Source organism: Paenibacillus sp. ICGEB2008 (genome assembly GCF_000307675.1).
GTDB classification, from domain to species: Bacteria; Bacillota; Bacilli; order Paenibacillales; family Paenibacillaceae; genus Paenibacillus; species Paenibacillus polymyxa.
The window spans coordinates 107,900-123,726 of record NZ_AMQU01000014.1 but is presented as its reverse complement, the minus strand read 5'-3'; the positions used below and the strand labels follow the sequence as shown (position 1 = coordinate 123,726).

Annotated in this window: 13 protein-coding genes and 1 pseudogene; 5 read left to right on the top strand and 9 right to left on the bottom strand. The window is 47.9% G+C overall.

Going from position 1 to position 15,827, the window contains the following annotated elements; translation table 11 throughout:
- The first annotated feature begins 221 nt into the window (after positions 1-221).
- The gene (locus tag C400_RS0113705) at positions 222-2,231 is read left to right on the top strand and encodes a serine hydrolase (RefSeq protein ID WP_016820060.1); all 2,010 of its coding nucleotides are present in this window, start codon (positions 222-224) and stop codon (positions 2,229-2,231) included.
- A 140-nt stretch (positions 2,232-2,371) separates the two neighbouring features.
- Here C400_RS0113705 and C400_RS0113700 read toward each other — a convergent pair whose 3' ends face one another.
- Both C400_RS0113700 and C400_RS0113695 read right to left on the bottom strand, forming a co-directional pair.
- Entirely contained in the window at positions 2,372-3,157 is a 786-nt protein-coding gene (locus C400_RS0113700) for a WIAG-tail domain (RefSeq protein ID WP_017427313.1), read from the bottom strand.
- A 114-nt stretch (positions 3,158-3,271) separates the two neighbouring features.
- Positions 3,272-4,435 (bottom strand): glycosyltransferase family 4 protein, encoded by a 1,164-nt coding sequence (locus C400_RS0113695; RefSeq protein ID WP_017427312.1) that lies wholly within the window; start codon positions 4,433-4,435, stop codon positions 3,272-3,274.
- A gap of 206 nt (positions 4,436-4,641) precedes the next feature.
- Here C400_RS0113695 and C400_RS0113690 point away from each other — a divergent pair, with 206 nt between their 5' ends.
- Together C400_RS0113690 and asd are read left to right on the top strand one after the other, a co-directional pair.
- Positions 4,642-5,769 (top strand): YheC/YheD family endospore coat-associated protein, encoded by a 1,128-nt coding sequence (locus C400_RS0113690; RefSeq protein ID WP_017427311.1) that lies wholly within the window; start codon positions 4,642-4,644, stop codon positions 5,767-5,769.
- An 88-nt stretch (positions 5,770-5,857) separates the two neighbouring features.
- Positions 5,858-6,655 (top strand): archaetidylserine decarboxylase, encoded by a 798-nt coding sequence (gene asd, locus C400_RS0113685; protein WP_016820056.1) that lies wholly within the window; start codon positions 5,858-5,860, stop codon positions 6,653-6,655.
- 141 nt (positions 6,656-6,796) lie between these two features.
- Here the strand turns inward: asd and C400_RS0113680 are convergent.
- Positions 6,797-7,583 (bottom strand): annotated as a pseudogene (locus tag C400_RS0113680) (helix-turn-helix domain-containing protein).
- Positions 7,584-7,763: 180 nt separating this feature from the next.
- On the opposite strand from C400_RS0113680, the gene C400_RS0113675 reads away from it, so the two are divergent.
- Complete coding sequence (locus C400_RS0113675) at positions 7,764-9,062, top strand: aminotransferase class I/II-fold pyridoxal phosphate-dependent enzyme (RefSeq protein WP_016820054.1); 1,299 nt, start codon at positions 7,764-7,766, stop codon at positions 9,060-9,062.
- Positions 9,063-9,169: 107 nt separating this feature from the next.
- Here C400_RS0113675 and C400_RS0113670 read toward each other — a convergent pair whose 3' ends face one another.
- Positions 9,170-10,447: an ATP-binding protein gene (locus tag C400_RS0113670; protein ID WP_017427310.1), complete on the bottom strand. Its 1,278-nt coding sequence runs from the start codon at positions 10,445-10,447 to the stop codon at positions 9,170-9,172.
- Positions 10,448-10,653: 206 nt separating this feature from the next.
- Between C400_RS0113670 and C400_RS27845 the strand changes: the two genes are divergently transcribed.
- Entirely contained in the window at positions 10,654-10,770 is a 117-nt protein-coding gene (locus C400_RS27845) for a hypothetical protein (protein ID WP_013372853.1), read from the top strand.
- 122 nt (positions 10,771-10,892) lie between these two features.
- On the opposite strand, the gene C400_RS0113660 is transcribed toward C400_RS27845, so the two are convergent.
- The 5 genes from C400_RS0113660 to C400_RS0113640 form a co-directional block, all read right to left on the bottom strand.
- Positions 10,893-12,116, bottom strand: a complete 1,224-nt coding sequence (locus C400_RS0113660) for an ABC transporter permease (protein ID WP_017427309.1) — start codon at positions 12,114-12,116, stop codon at positions 10,893-10,895.
- A 2-nt stretch (positions 12,117-12,118) separates the two neighbouring features.
- Complete coding sequence (locus C400_RS0113655; protein WP_017427308.1) at positions 12,119-12,865, bottom strand: ABC transporter ATP-binding protein; 747 nt, start codon at positions 12,863-12,865, stop codon at positions 12,119-12,121.
- Between the two features lie 18 nt (positions 12,866-12,883).
- The gene (locus C400_RS0113650) at positions 12,884-14,275 is read right to left on the bottom strand and encodes a DEAD/DEAH box helicase (protein ID WP_017427307.1); all 1,392 of its coding nucleotides are present in this window, start codon (positions 14,273-14,275) and stop codon (positions 12,884-12,886) included.
- Positions 14,276-14,396: 121 nt separating this feature from the next.
- A complete protein-coding gene (locus tag C400_RS0113645) occupies positions 14,397-15,176 on the bottom strand; it encodes an SDR family NAD(P)-dependent oxidoreductase (protein ID WP_016820049.1) in 780 nt (259 codons plus the stop codon).
- A 39-nt stretch (positions 15,177-15,215) separates the two neighbouring features.
- Positions 15,216-15,674 carry a chemotaxis protein CheX gene (locus C400_RS0113640; protein ID WP_025365744.1) on the bottom strand — a complete coding sequence of 153 codons (459 nt, stop codon included), beginning with the start codon at positions 15,672-15,674 and terminating at the stop codon, positions 15,216-15,218.
- Positions 15,675-15,827: the final 153 nt, after the last annotated feature.

Genomic DNA, 15,827 nt, shown 5'->3' with positions numbered 1-15,827 from the left:
AACTTGTTGTCTGTCACATACGGTAGTGTCAAAGTGTCATGATTTGTAGGTCATGACTATAAAACACGCCGTACTACGCTCTATTTTTGATGTCATGCATTAGAAGACGAAAGGTCACTAGCTACTATGACTTGCCGCTTGCTACACTCGGTTCATACACGGGTGAGTCGACAACTCGGTGTGCTGACAAGAACATCGCAATAAAAAAGGAGAGTTCGAAAATGAAAAAAGCAATAAATAAAGCAAGCCTTGCACTGCTACTCATTTCTACCAGCATGATCTCTGCTTGTTCCCAACAATCACTAGAAGTTGGAGAATTAAAACCATCGACATCTACGGCCAATATTCAAATGACGAAAGCTCCCAATAATGCAAAAGAAGTAGAATCTTTTGCTGATCCGTTATTCGCGGAAAAAATGAAGAAGTACAATGTGAACGGTTCAAGTTTTGTCGTGGTCCATGATGGAAAAGTCGTCGTCAATAAAGGGTACGGTTATGCAGATAAAGAGAAGAAGATTCCAGTCAATAAGGACACGGTCTTCCAAATCGCTTCAGTCTCGAAAACTTTTACCGCCTTGGCCGTGATGCAACAAGTCGATAAAGGAAAGCTTAAACTAGATCAAGATGTACAACGGTATCTCGGTGGATTAAAAATACCCAATAAAACAGGAAAAGCCCTCACCTTGTTTGATATGTTGACCTATACCAGCGGCGTAGATTATCCCGATATCACCACGATAACCGGACCCGAATACGTTAATCGAAATATATCTATGAAGGAGTTTATTCCTAAACATATGCCGACAGTGGTACGATCGCCCGGTGAAGCTTATACGTATGACAACTTCTCATTTTTACTCGCAGGATATGCAGTAGAGAATGTTACGGGCATACCTTTCTCACGATATATGGAAAAGAATATTTTTAAACCCTTAGGCATGAAGTCTACCAGTGTGCGCTTTACGCCTGACCTTCTCAAGAGAATGGCTACACATTACAGTCCCACTGGTGATCCTCATCCAACATATGGGCACGCTCCAACTGATGGACCACAAGGAAGCATTTTGTCTACTGGAGAAGACATGTCAAAGTACATGATTATGCAGCTACAGAATGGAAAGTTTGGAGGTAAACAAATCGTAAGTAAAAAAAGCATAGATATGATGCATGCCTACCAAGTTTTCGCAGATAAGACGATTCCTATTGCGACAGTTGGATTTGAGACATATTTCAACGACTTTGCCAACGGTCAACATGTAGTTTTAAAAGGCGGAAACATGCCGGGACATTCTTCATTGATGGTTTTGGTGCCTGAACAAAAAACCGCATTTTTCATGTCCTACAATAATGATTCCATGATGAGTCTAGATGTGTACGATGCGTTCATGGATCATTACTTCCCTCGAACTATCACTGTGAAGAAACCAACGTACCACCAGTTAGCGGAAAAAGAAGCGCAAAAATACGTCGGTATGTATCAAAATACACGTGTATTCGCGATTCGTACTCACTTTTCCTATGAGAATGGGGCGTTGGTCATGGAAGATGAAACTGCGGGAAAGCAAGTACTCAAAATGATTCACCCATTGTTGTTTGAAGATGCAGAAGGAAACAAGCTCGCTTTCCAGAAAAACAAAGCTGGAGAAATCGCGTATTTTTATTACACCAGTCCTAAAGGTCTAGGCGTTGTAGCTCAATCTCAGAAAATCAATCTCAAACCGCCTTTTGCAGATGTCCCGCAAAAGAGTAACTATAGAAGCCATATAGACAATCTTCATGCTTTAAACATCATGAATGCTAAAACAGGTAATCTATTTAACCCGAAGGGCACGATGACACAAGGGGAATTTGCTGACGCCTTGTTGCTCGCACATGGAGGTTATATTTTCCCAGACGAAATCGAAAAAATCAAGAAGCAACTCAAAGTAGGCATACCAAAATATGATCGCGCAACTCCGATTACCAGACAAGTCGCAGCAACCATGATTCAAAACTTGAAGCAGATTCAACCTGACCAAGCCACTCAGGTGAAATTGCTCGACGCTGCAGATGCCTGGGCGGTCCAGTCCATTCAAGCCCTTGCCTCACAGGGAATCGTAGATCCGGATACCATCATCAATACTGATGGCTCCTTTACCTTCCGTCCAAAGAATTTATTGCTGCGTCAAGAAGCGAGCGCCTTGCTTGATTTGGCTTTTGGCTATCATGCTTTGCCTATTAAACAGAAGTAAAAAATGCCTTCACCAATTATCTGACGTCCCTTCTAACTTCTCCACGCGTTGCCGCCTCCACCCTTATGTATAAGGCGTCCCATTATGGGACGCCTTTTTTCATTATGAAGTTGATTTGCAACTTACATTCTGGCCTTTTACTAGTGTCCCATTGCAATCCAATGAACCCATCCCTCACATGTCGAACCCGATTGTCTGCGTTCCACTGTAAGCACTGCCGAATACCTCTGTCGCTGGGTAACAGATACGGTTATTCCTGGTAAGCTCGCATTGGCGGTGATTGCATATTGCGTATCTATAAAAGGCTTCTCAAACACAACGTTCACTTTGCTTGTAACTTCTTGTGCAGGAAGATAAAAAGAAGTGCTACCAAATTGAGGTGAAGTCACTTCACTGTCAGTAGTCCCGTCATCGGTCACTGAGCCATCATGAATGGCATTCCGACCTAATTCTTTTTCAGTCTGAGAAGCTAGATGGTTTTCTTGCTCTAGCAAGCGCATTCGCTGCTTTGGACGCTGTCTCCCTTCCGCAATGTGAATACTGGTTATGGAACAATCCAATAACGAATCTCGCTCGGTCTGACCTTCCGTCTTCATAGATGCCATGTCGTGTTCCGTTCCGCATTCGGTATCTGAGTCAGGCACAGACAACAGCAGCACAGATGCTCGATTCATCTGCATCGCTTCCTCTAGCGTTTTGGGAAGCTTATGCTTTTTCCATGCCGCTTCCTCTACAGCTTGAAGCGAGGTATTCTTCTCTACGGGGACAGGTATACTTGCCGTTCCACGCTGAGTGGGTCTGTGACTGCCAGCGCCAGCAGGCGAAACCGTTTTCTCCTTGTTTACACGGGGAGAGGGGACAGTATTGGAATGGTTACGCCGTGCTATTTTTTTATCCTTAGGGTTATGGTTCGTGCGATGGTTCATGATGACCGCTCCTTTGACACAGGAGTGAAACAGCGGTCGCTCCGCTTCATTCACCCAGGTGGGAATCATGGCCTAATGCCTATGCGATAGCCTATGCACGTAACCACGACCACGTCACTCAATTGCACAGTCTGTTACAATTTGAGCCCAGCGTTCTGCAGAGTGCTGCCATAAAAATTGGCTCCGCACCTCCCCCAGCCCGGCTTCTCCCATCCGTTGCCGTAAGTCAGGCTGCTGGAGCAACCTGATGATGGCGTCGGCCATTTCCTGCTCGCCGTGTGACGGATAAACCAACCAGCCTGTCTTGCCGTGTTGTATAACCTCCGGAATACCACCGATTCGTGAGGCTACCACAGGCACGCCTGCCGCCATGGCTTCCAGATTGACCAGCCCGAAGGCTTCAGCTTCTACTGAAGGAACAACCGCCACATCGGCTAACTGATATAACGAGGCCAATGCCGGATGCGGCACATAACCCAGGAAGTGCACATGCCTCGCCAACCTTAGTTTACGTATCTGCCGATGCAATGCTGCGGTGTATGGCGTGAGGCGGTCGTGACCGTAATAGGCACTCCCTGCTATAAGCAGCAGCACGTCCGGACAGGTATGGACGATACGCCGCAAGGCCTTTAGCAACCGATGAACTCCCTTCCCCGGCACCAGTCTGCCTGCATATAACACGATTCGGCGGCCTGACCAGCCGAAATCTTCCAATCGAGCCGACCTGATCGCTTCTGCTGCAGGAGTCCACCGTGGTAGGAAATCGCCAGGATGAATACCCAGCTTGTTGATGACGATGCGCTCTCTGACCGCATCGGGACTGTCAGAAGCCACAACAGCCCCTAAATACGCACTGTTCACAATAATACGATCCATCGGCAACAGCAGCCTACCCATGTCCTTCCGTTTGAGGTGAGGCTCCCGGATGAACGTGGTGGAATGCAAAGTCAGCACAATTTTGCTATCGGGCAAAGCCTCGCGAATAGCATAAGCAACTGCGGGGCGGTTGTGTACATCTATAACCGCAGGTAACCATCTTTTCAAATCAGCAATTACCTCGGGAATATAACCCGCTCCCCGCGTATAGCGCATACAAGGAATTCCGTCAACATCGCCGTGATCCGGTGTTTCTGCCCCTCTTATGCCATAGATCTGTGCCTGAAGCTTATGGCTAGCCAGTGGTACCATACGAGCAATTACCCTCTCCACTGAACTGCTGCGGGACGAAGGTATAACAAAAGAGCCCGGTGTAATGACTGCTACCTTCAGCCTCTGCATCACCTCACCTACTTTCCTTACCTTATTCCTTCACCCTTCAACACTCATCTTGTATCATATCGTCTCTTGCTCTGAAAGGTGCTTGGCTTATGACTTTGGGCATATCGCAAGGCTAGCGTCCATGCCTGGCCGATCTTTGATACATATGATGGACTAGAATCACAATATGGTCAGTTGGATTGACGATAAGGAGGGCGGACATACTCATGTTGCATGTCGGCGTCATGCTCAACCCGGCAACTTACCGGGGCATTCCCGTCATGAGGACGCGATATGAATCTATCGCCAATTACGAGGAGGCCGGGTTAAGCCACGAGTTAATCCCCTGCTTTCTTCGTCTGGAAGATATTCATATATCGACCGGAACATGCCGGGCTTTTGTTAAAAACGGCAACGAGTATCGGCAGATGACTCTTCCGTTGCCGCCAGTCATCCACAATCGCACTCTCTATCGGCAAAATGAAAATGCCCGCGATATCAACAGACTGGTACACAAGGGATTCTATATTTTTAATGAACAAAACCGTTTCGGCAAAGACCATATACATGCAATTCTACAGGAAGACCCTCTGCTACATTCCCACCTGCCCAAAACATTGCAAGGCGATCCTTCTTCCATCCGCACCTTGATGGAGCAAACCGGGGATGTTGTAATTAAGCCCAGTAGCGGCAGCGTGGGTAGAGGAATTATGCGGCTGAGGCATTCCAGCGGAAGCTGGACATTGCAATGTGCTCATCCAACGATACCTGGGCGTTGGTCCACACTACGGTTGAATGTCGGAGAACTCCCTTTATTTCTGCATAAGCGACTGATGCGTGTGCCTCATATCATTCAGGAAACCATTCCGCTTGCTTTATGCGACAATCGTCCATTTGATATCCGTGTGACGGTTCAGCGCGGATATGGCGGAATATGGGGCGTGACAGGCATGTTTGCCAAAATTGCTCCATCCCACACTTTCGTCTCGAATGTAGCCCAGGGCGGTACGGCCCGTTCCCTACCAGAGGTGTTATCACGAACAGAGACAGTTCAAAACTCAAACATAGCCCGGCTGATGAATGAGCTAGAGAGACTCTCATTGCAAATCGTCCACCGATTGGCACAACACCTGCCCCGTCTGGCCGATGTCGGACTGGATCTGGGAATTACCCATGAAGGCAAGATTGTTTTTATCGAATGCAATGGTCGTGATCAGCGCTATGGCTTTAGCCAGGCAGGCATGAGTAATGTCTGGAAAGAAACGTACGCTCAGCCAATAGCTTACGCACGTTGGCTTCTCGAACGAATGTCTTCGTCAGGCACTGAACGTTCACCAGGCCGTCCCCTGTATTGATTTACGTCACATTCTGTGTCAATATAGTTCAGAGCGGCCGGACAGGTTCCGGCCAAGACGGCTCGGAAATGAACAAGGGGGATCTGTAATGGCAAAACAGTGGCTGCGGCTTATGACGGAGCTATCATCGCGCAAGTGGGTGTGCCGGATTGTGGGCTCCTTCGCGCAAAGCGGTGCAAGCCGACTTTTTATCCCCACCTTTATACGTACGTACCAGATCCAGACGCATGAGGCGGAACAGGATTGGAAAGAATATCGCTCCCTGAACGCCTATTTTACACGCAAATTAAAAGCGGGCATGCGCCCGATTGATACGAACGCCGAGGTGATGACCAGTCCGGTGGATGCACGGATTACTTTTACCGGCCCAATTACGTCTGGTACTCTTTTGAATGTCAAGGGGCAAGACTATACGCTGGAAGAGCTTCTTAACCGCTCTCCACGTCTTGAGAAGTACACACACGGTTATGCTTTTGTGCTCTATCTCAGCCCGACTGATTATCATCGCATTCATGCACCGGTATCCGGTACACTGGTAGAAAAGGAGCATCTGCGCGGCAAAGTATACCCAGTGAATGACTTCGGCTTGCAGCATATGAGGGGAGTTCTTAGCCGCAATGAACGACAGATTACGTACATGGCCCACGAATATGGTGAGGTGGCGGTCGTCAAGGTTGGCGCAATGAATGTGAGCAGCATCAAATATACGGATGAACAAGCGACTTCATGGACAAAAGGTGACGATCTCGCCTATTTCGAATTTGGCTCAACCGTCGTTTTGCTGACTGAAAACGGCACATTTGAGCCAGACCCCGCATTGAAGCTGGGGGATGTGGTGAAAATGGGACAACGTCTTGGTAGCTTTCGACACGATCCTAAAGCATAAATAAAGGATTGTAACAAAAAAAATAGCTGCACATTTGAGCATGGGGATCGAATGATTCAAATGGCTCATACGAAAAAGGACCCAGCGTAACTGCTTCGGTCCTTTTTGATTTATCCTTTATATTCGTCATGCGCTAATAGCTTATCGAATCTCAGACGGACTTTTTCCTGTATACTGCTTGAATTGGCGGCTGAAAAAAAAAGATGTCGCGGTACCCCAAAGCCTCCGCCACCTCAGTTACATTCATTCCGGCATGTAGCAACAGATGCTGCGCGCGCTCAATCCGCATGCTGATAATATGGGATTGCACGGAAACACCTAGCAGCTCCTTGAATTTTATCGAAAAATAACGCGGTGACAGCCCTGCACGTGCTGCCAAATCCTCGACTCGATGAGGAAGTCCCGGATGCTGGCGCACGTAGTTGGCCGTTTCTCGAATGACCTCGGTGAGCTGGTTACTGGCCTGTTGCTCCTGCGGTTCCTTCCGATCTGCACGCAGCAGATGAATCATCAGTTGCTTCAGGATCAGCCGGCCCTCCTCATCAGCCCCATAGGCACGCTCCAGACGCAGACGGACATATCTGGCAAGCATATGCTCCACCTCGAACGTTTCTTCCAGCATGCGGTAGCTGGCTGGAATTTGCTTGGGTTGTTCGGTGAGATCAAAATGAATATAAGTAAGTATGAGCGGCTTTTGCGGATTATGTGTGGCACGGGTATCGTCTCCCGGCTTGAACAAAAAACAACTGCCCTTGCTCACCGGATAGGCTTCCCCATTTAATACAACCGTTCCTTCTCCACTCCATACATAAAATAAATCATAGTTTGGCATCGGCTTCTCGCGTACCTGCCATTTCCAGCCCGGCTCGCACACAATTTTGGCAAAGGCCGGCAGCAGGATAAACGATGACGCAGATGTATCCAGCAAAATCTGTACCTCCTTTGGTTCATCTCTGGTTGTCCTGTTATCCCGTTATTTTATAATATAAGCGCAGCGCCACGATTAAGCAAAAAATACGCTCTTATGGCCCCTAATGCTTGTGCGTGACGCTTACCGTGTGTAATGCTATAATATGTAATCAAAATGACTTGGAAGGATGAAACGGGAATGAATCCACTGGCAGCGCAGTTAAATCAAAACATTCAGACAGGCAACGAGCATGTATATCAAATGCTTTCTCTTTTAGGTAAAGAGATTTATTTTCCAAAAGAAGGGATTTTGAGTCAATCCGCCGAGGCAGGGAAACTTGCCAAAAAGTATAATGCTACGATCGGGATTGCTACTGAAGGCAATGGTCCTATGCATTTGGAGGTTATTCAGGAGAAGCTGTCCGCTTACAGTCCCAAGGATTTGTATCCTTACGCTCCCCCTGCGGGCAAGCCTGAACTTCGTAGCGTATGGCGTGACAAAATGCTGAAAGAAAATCCTTCGCTGGCTGGAAAAGGCTACGGCCTTCCTGTAGTTACGAACGCGCTGACCCACGGTTTGAGCATCGTTGCCGACCTGTTTACGGATGAAGGAGATGCTGTCATTTATCCAGATAAAAACTGGGAGAACTATGAACTAACTTTCGGTATTCGCCGTCATGGACGTTTGGTGAATTTCCCGTTGTTCACAGAGGATCACCGTTTTAATAGTGAGGGACTACGCGAGGCGCTACTGGCGCAGAAAGAATACGGCAAAGCGATCGTTGTACTGAACTTCCCGAACAACCCGACAGGCTATACACCGGGCCTTGAAGAAGGTAAAGCAATTGTCGCTGCCATTCAGGAAGCGGCGGAAGCAGGCATCAATGTCGTAGTTGTGACAGATGACGCTTATTTTGGCCTGTTCTTCGAGGACTCTCTGCATGAATCACTATTCGGTCAGCTAGCCGGGCTTCATCCGAGAATTTTACCAGTCAAAATTGACGGAGCTACCAAAGAAGAATTCGTTTGGGGCTTCCGTGTCGGATTTATTACCTTTGCTTCGGAGCATCAGGATGTACTGAGCGCACTGGAACAAAAAACACTAGGGATTATCCGGGCAACGATTTCGAGCGGTCCTCACCCCTCTCAAACCTTCGTACTGGATGCTCTCAAATCACCAGAATTTGAACAACAGAAGAATGAAAAGTTCCAAATTATGAAGGGGCGGGCTAATAAAGTCAAAGCGTTGCTCGATAGCGGAAAATACGGGGATGTATGGAGCTACTATCCTTTCAATTCAGGCTATTTTATGTGTCTCAAGCTGAACGGCTTGTCTGCTGAACGACTGCGCACACATTTGCTGGAACAATATGGGGTAGGCACGATTGCACTGGGTGAATACGATCTTCGTATCGCGTTCTCATGTATCGAAGAGGAGTATCTGGAAGACCTATATGACATTGTGTATCGTGGTGCACAAGATTTGTTGAACGCCTAATCTGTCTGTATCAGGTTAGAATATATAGTATAACTAGCGGTATGCCAGATATTAGGGCATACCGCTTTTTGGGTCGGCTGACTATTGTCCATCATACGTCCGCACAATTATCCTTCCGCAGCGAGCAGAGATTCCTGTGCCAGTGGCAGCAGGATGACGACCTCCGTTCCCACTCCAGGCTCACTTTCATAGCGTATGCTCCCGTTCATGGCTTCAATAATTCGAAAGGAAACGACCGTTCCCAGTCCTGTTCCTACCTCTTTGGTTGAAAAAAACAAAGTACCCACTCGTTCGAGATGCTCCTGGCTCATGCCTTTTCCAGTATCCCTGATACTCAGACATGCCTGCTCTTCCTGTATCGCCAGCTTTATGTATACCCTGCCTCCATCTTCCGCAGCTTCAATCGCATTTTTCGTCACATGTATTAACGCCTGTAGCAGCTGGTTACGATCTGTATGTACATAAATTTCATTCCTTAGCTCTGTATACAGCCTTACGCCTTGCTTGGTCGCCATTGGTTTCAGAAGCAAAACGATCTGTTGAACCATGCCAGACAGATCCATCCGTTCTGTGTTCCCAATCTGCGGTCTGGATAAGTTCAGATAATCGCTAATAATTCTTTCAGCCCGATCCACTTCTGCCAGTGCCAAAGCAACATATCTGCGATTTTTCCCTTCTAATCCTGACTGGACCATTTGCAGGAACCCTTTTACGACGGTTAAAGGATTCCGTACTTCATGGGCCATAGAGGCTGCCAGTTCACCCAACGTATTCAGACGCTCGGCATATTTAATTTTTCTTCTCATTTCTTCTCGCTCCAAACTAAACTCCATCCAGAAAGAAGAAGCTCCAATACTTAGGAATTGAATCACACCGAACCAGAGTATTGAACGGATCAGCTCCATCTCATCCTCATCCAGTCTGCCATTGATCCAAGAATGTATTAAAAGAAAAATCAGCATGACCCCAGTAATCCATATACTCATTACCATATTCATGCCCACTCGAAGCAACATGCTTTTGAGCTGCATAAATTTGTTTCTTACCAAGAGAGGTCCCAAATAACACAACATCATGCTCGGAAGCCCCACCACCATAGACTCAGGGCCTACATACATGCGAGCCATTACCATTAGCGTCACATTCATTAGACCTGCCGTAGGACCAAAATATAAAACAGAGAGAATCAAAGGAACATACCGAAGATCCCAATATAATCCGTACCAAATGTACGAAAACATAAGGCAAAGCACCGAAGAAACACCCAGCACCCCTCCCATAAGCAGCAGGGTATGCTTCCTATGCCGATGATCCGACAAAGCGCTATATACGAGTAACGGTACAAACACAAGAAATATGTTCACGAGCAGCTTATCTACCAGCATCTCGTCTTTCCCACTTTCCAAGTGATAATGATTACATACTTCTTCTATTCTCGATAATACGTACCTTTTCCTCTCTCATCTCCTGCATCTGATGAAAAATATAGGGCGATTCGGCAACACACCAGAACATTGGCCCACGCAATCCGGAAACCCACTTCATAAGATACGATGTATCCTTTATCACAATGACCGAGAGGAGAATGAGCATGGGAGCAGAAGAAACAAGAGGCGGTTACGGTGGTTACGGCGCATTCACAAGCACAGGAACAATTTTGGTACTGTTCATTTTGTTAGTTATCATCAGCAAAACGATCTTCGTTTAAGCAGACGGATATCTGCACCCACGACTACCATAGCAGCGAACGTACAAAAAAAGGCTAATCCGCAGGCAGCTCAGCTTTTGCTGCTTGCGAATTAGCCTTTACTTTATTCAGACAGATATGGGTCACACTTCTTCCTCATCCTGTCCATCCAAACGCCATTTTTTGGCTTGAGTACCACGGAGCAGGAACACAACAAGGACTCCCCCAACCAATATAAGCAATGTAGACAGTAAATCCTCCGTTCCTTTTGCCAGAAAAGGAAGCCACAGCACCACCGCAGCCGGCAACGTCAACCGAACAACAAAGTCAAGAAAAGACGCACGGCGACTATGCGCAGGAATCGGATATAACTGAAGCCACAACGAATCCCTGTGATACTGTCTTAATGAAGTAATCTGAACACCTATGAGGAATATAAAAAATAAATATACGGCAATACCAATCCAGCTAGCATGGGTGATATATATAATTAACAGACCCAGAATACCTAACCGAATGACAATGCCTGCTGGTTCTGTACGCAAGAACGTCTTAAACAGCAGGTAACGATACGCTCCCTTTCTGTTCCAAGGTATGTTGCCACCCAGCCAGGACAGCCAGCGGCGCGGCGTCACTCTCTGTGTAAGGGCAGGCACATCGACAAACCAGCCCAACGTACGCATCACGCGGGCAGCCTGCATAGCCTCTGTGCGGATCAGTTTTTCCCAAGCCACTAGCAGTTTGACCGGCAAACGCAGAACAAGCACGTACACCACGCCAACCAATACGATAAACGGCAAGCTGTGTAACGGAGGCTGCCATAGCCATGCGGCTACCATCAGCACAGCCAGCACCCACCGCAGTAGACGATAGCCTATGCTCCCGCCAACCGATACCATGCGAAGCTCCTGCCAGCCGCCGTAGCTAAATAGCACCTTCAGTAGCACGAACAGCAGCAGAGTCAGTAGCAGCGGCTTAGGCGCAGCATCACTGCGGATATACAACGGCCACAAAATCATGGACAGCAGCAGCAGACCGAATATTTTGTACACCACACCTCGAATCCGGCTGGCCTTAAAATATTGTGGCATCGCGTACTCCTGGGGACGAAGGAAGACTATATCTGCCGCATTCAAATACGTTCGAAAGCTCGCATGCGCAATTGGAATAGCTACAATAAGCATGATCCAGCGGATGGGCAAATCCGGCGGAATATGCATGAGTAGTGACGTGTACCATGCGGCAAAGGCAATCAGCGCAAAGCCGAAGACCACTGCAAGGCCGCTCTGAATGACATAGCCCAGATAAGGCAGCACCTGTCCCCAGAACGCTAGACGTCTTTCTTTATGCAAACGTTGCAAATCCATGCTCATTCCCTGCCCTGTACCAGCTCATAAAATGCATCTTCCAGCGGCATGCCCGGCTTACCCGCCTGTGCTGTCACTTCATTCAGCGTACCCTGAGCAATGATGGCACCCTGATGAAGCACAATGAAACGATCGCAATAATTTTCAATCGTGGACAAAATATGAGAACTGAGCAAAATAGACGAGCCCGAACGCTTCATCTCCAACATAAAGTCAAGCAGAGAACGAATGCCGAGCGGGTCCAAACCCAAAAAAGGCTCATCTATGACATACAACGGCGGCCCCGCTAAAAATGCGCACATAATCATCACTTTTTGGCGCATCCCTTTGGAGAGATGCATCGACATACTTCCGCTTTTATCCCGCATACGGAACAAATCCAGCATTTGATCACTGCGCGTGCGGAAATCTGCTTCGCTGACTCCGTACGCTCTAGCCGTGAACTCCATATGCTCCATCACTGTCATTTCAGGATACAGCTCTGGAGCTTCAGGTACAAAAGCAATAGCTCCCTGATATACCTCGGGATTCTCATCCTGCTTATGCCCCTGTACGCGAATCTCTCCGGCCTGCGGTGTCATCAGACCCAAAATATGCTTCATGGTCGTACTTTTCCCGGCCCCGTTCAAACCGATCAGTCCCACCATTTCGCCCGGCTTCACATCGAGCGAAATCTGATGCAGCACCGGGCGTTTGGCGCTGTATCCACCAGTCAGTCCGTTAATTTGCAACACAGGCTGTTGTTCCATGGCTCCCCCTCTTCTCCCTTACTCGTTCGGTTTTGATCCTTTTTCCTTCAGCCATCTTGGCGCACCCTTGTTTTTACGATCACGCTCGCGCTGTGCCTTTCCTGCTTTGGATAAGGCTGCTCCTTTGCTCTTGCCTGGAGCTGAACCGTTCACGGAATTCCTGCCTGGACGTCCTGCTTCAGTACGAACAGGTGTCTTGCGATTTTCCGTCACTGTTCCATTGGAATTGGATCTAGTCTCAGATGGCCTTACAGGGGCACGCTTGGCATCCGCCGGGCGCGGCACCACAACTCGACCTCCATACAACACACGCTCTGCAATATCGATTCCCAGTTCACGAGAAAACTTACGCATGATGAACGTTTCGCGGTCGGTCACAACCGACACTACTAATCCTTTGCGTCCCATACGTCCTGTCCGCCCTGCGCGGTGAACATAAGCTTGACTATCCGTAGCCGGGTCAAAATGAATGACCATTTCAAGGCCCTCAATATCCAGACCACGGGCTGCCACATCGGAAGCGACCAGCACTTTGAGCTTGTCCTCGCGGAATCGAGCCAACACGTTGCTGCGTGTGACTTTATCTGCATCTCCATACAAGGATGCCGTAGTTAGACCCATATGCTTGAGCTTGGCTTCAATTTCCCCAATAGCATTGGTTGTATTCACGAACACCAGCGCTTTTCTCGGATTAAAATGCCGTACCAGACGGCGCAGCATATCCACCTTATCCCGTTCTTCGGATACAAAGTAGTAATGTTCCAGTCCACTGGCCGTCTTCTGGTCAGGATCAATCCCAATTTCTACGTAATCAGGCATCTCCCGTTGTGCCAGCGACTGAATTTCATTATTCAGCGTTGCGGACAGGAATACCAATTGACGATCACGCTGGGCGGAGCCCAATATACTGGTCACATCGCCTGCTCCGCCGAGCTGGAACATCTGATCCACCTCATCAATGACAATAGTTGTAATATTGTGCATCTTGAGCTTTTTCGAAGCGATGAGTTCCCGTACACGGCCTGGTGTGCCTACCACAAGCTGTGGGTGATCCTTTAGCTTTTCGATTTGGCGCTTGATGGCTGCCCCACCAATCAGACCCAGTACACGGATTCCACGATGCTCTCCGTAGCGCTGACCCTCACGTACAATTTGCATGGCCAATTCCTGGCTTGGAGCCAGTATCAGCTTTTGCGTAGCCTTTTTCTGTGGGTCAATCGCTTGTAGCAGCGGTAGCAAATAAGCCAGTGTTTTGCCTGTGCCGGTTTGCGAGCGTGCTAATACATGCTGTCCCTTCATTATTTCCGGTATAGCCTCTGCCTGAACTGGCGAAGGCTGTGTAATTTCATGCTCGGTCAGTTTGTCCAGCAGATCTTGTTCAACGCCGAGCGCTTCAAAATTCAATGTCATGAAAAGGTCCAACCCCTATACGTAAATTCGTTACTCTCCATTATATGCGAAAATAGCCTTGTTACCAAATCACAAAAATAAAAGATGTCCCTCACCACACCTAATGGCTACGGGACATCTATTATTTCTTATTCATCACACCATGCCCCAGCCTGTCGATCAGTCTGGGAGCTAATTGATACAGCTTGAGAAAAGGAGATACCCACTGTGGCAGATTAACCTCCTCCTTACCAAGCTCCATCGCCCTTACGATATGCTGTGCCACCTTATCAGGTTTTAGCATAAACCAGCCAACATTCCGCACATAACCCCCGGAGGGATCTGCCAGCTCAAAAAACGGTGTATCAATCGGCCCGGGGTTAATCGTCGTTACGGTCACTCCACTTCCGCGCAGTTCTTGCCGGAGCGCATTACTGAAACCGAGCAACGCATGCTTCGTGGCCGTATAAGAAGCCGATTTGGCTGTCCCGATTTTCCCAGCCATCGATGCTACATTAACAATCTGCCCACAGTTCCGCTCTGTCATTTGTGGCAGAAATGCCTTGATGCAGCGAACAACCCCCATATAGTTCACGTCCATCATTTGTTCGAACTCTGTCAGGTCGGTCTCATTAAAATACTCAAACTTACCGTACCCCGCATTGTTGAGCAATATATCAACCCGTCCGTATTCTTCCAATACTCGTGCAGCCACAGCCTCTACCTGCTCCTGGCAAGTTACGTCCAGTGGGATCAGCTCGTGCCTGCCGCTGATTCCCGCAGATACTTGCTTCAGTCGTTCCTGCGAGCGCGCTGTTAAAATAGGAATCGCGCCCTTTGCGCTCAACAACTGAGCGCAAAGGGCGCCAATCCCACTGGATGCACCTGTAATCACAATTACCTTATCCTGCAATGTACTCATGGACATCCCTCCACATTAAAGAAACTTACTCCTTTAATATTAAGAGATCATCACCTGAATATCCAGCTCACCGATTCCTTCCACCGAAAGCGGAATACAAAGGGCACGCTGAGGCACAAAAGTGGTTAAGTTTTCTGATTTCATGACCTGCGGAGGGGTGATATCCACGACAATTCCTTGACTGGACAAAATTGTACTGGCATTGCCACTAATCATATTGCCCAATTCCGAAATTGCGCTTTTTCCCATCTCATCAATTTCAGTCAACACAAATCCGCCCATCATCGCCGATACCATACGTAGCGCCACCTGTTCATTCAGGCCGAACACAATATTTCCGCTAAGCTGTCCAGTCATCCCGATCATAATCCAGATATGGTCGTCCACCAGCTCGACATTTTTCACACCGAGATTTCCGGGTAAAGGAGATACTTGGATCAATTGTTCAATGACCCGTCTCGCCGACTCCAAAAAAGGATTTATCACTTCTGCCTTCACGATCATTGCGCCCCTTTACGATGGGCTTTTAGACACACAACAAAAGTCCCATTTTAATTTGAGTTTTTTATTCAAATAATGCTGTATAACGACTCAACCTGCAATAAAATGCTCTCTCTATCACTTATCGACAGCAGTCCGGCAATTTTTTAT

Bases quoted from the DNA above. Each gene is read 5' to 3' on its own strand.
- C400_RS0113705 (WP_016820060.1), top strand. From the start codon at position 222: ATGAAAAAAGCAATAAATAAAGCAAGCCTTGCACTGCTACTCATTTCT.
- C400_RS0113700 (WP_017427313.1), bottom strand. From the start codon at position 3,157: ATGAACCATCGCACGAACCATAACCCTAAGGATAAAAAAATAGCACGG.
- C400_RS0113695 (WP_017427312.1), bottom strand. From the start codon at position 4,435: ATGCAGAGGCTGAAGGTAGCAGTCATTACACCGGGCTCTTTTGTTATA.
- C400_RS0113690 (WP_017427311.1), top strand. From the start codon at position 4,642: ATGTTGCATGTCGGCGTCATGCTCAACCCGGCAACTTACCGGGGCATT.
- asd (WP_016820056.1), top strand. From the start codon at position 5,858: ATGGCAAAACAGTGGCTGCGGCTTATGACGGAGCTATCATCGCGCAAG.
- C400_RS0113675 (WP_016820054.1), top strand. From the start codon at position 7,764: ATGAATCCACTGGCAGCGCAGTTAAATCAAAACATTCAGACAGGCAAC.
- C400_RS0113670 (WP_017427310.1), bottom strand. From the start codon at position 10,447: ATGCTGGTAGATAAGCTGCTCGTGAACATATTTCTTGTGTTTGTACCG.
- C400_RS27845 (WP_013372853.1), top strand. From the start codon at position 10,654: ATGGGAGCAGAAGAAACAAGAGGCGGTTACGGTGGTTACGGCGCATTC.
- C400_RS0113660 (WP_017427309.1), bottom strand. From the start codon at position 12,116: ATGGATTTGCAACGTTTGCATAAAGAAAGACGTCTAGCGTTCTGGGGA.
- C400_RS0113655 (WP_017427308.1), bottom strand. From the start codon at position 12,865: ATGGAACAACAGCCTGTGTTGCAAATTAACGGACTGACTGGTGGATAC.
- C400_RS0113650 (WP_017427307.1), bottom strand. From the start codon at position 14,275: ATGACATTGAATTTTGAAGCGCTCGGCGTTGAACAAGATCTGCTGGAC.
- C400_RS0113645 (WP_016820049.1), bottom strand. From the start codon at position 15,176: ATGAGTACATTGCAGGATAAGGTAATTGTGATTACAGGTGCATCCAGT.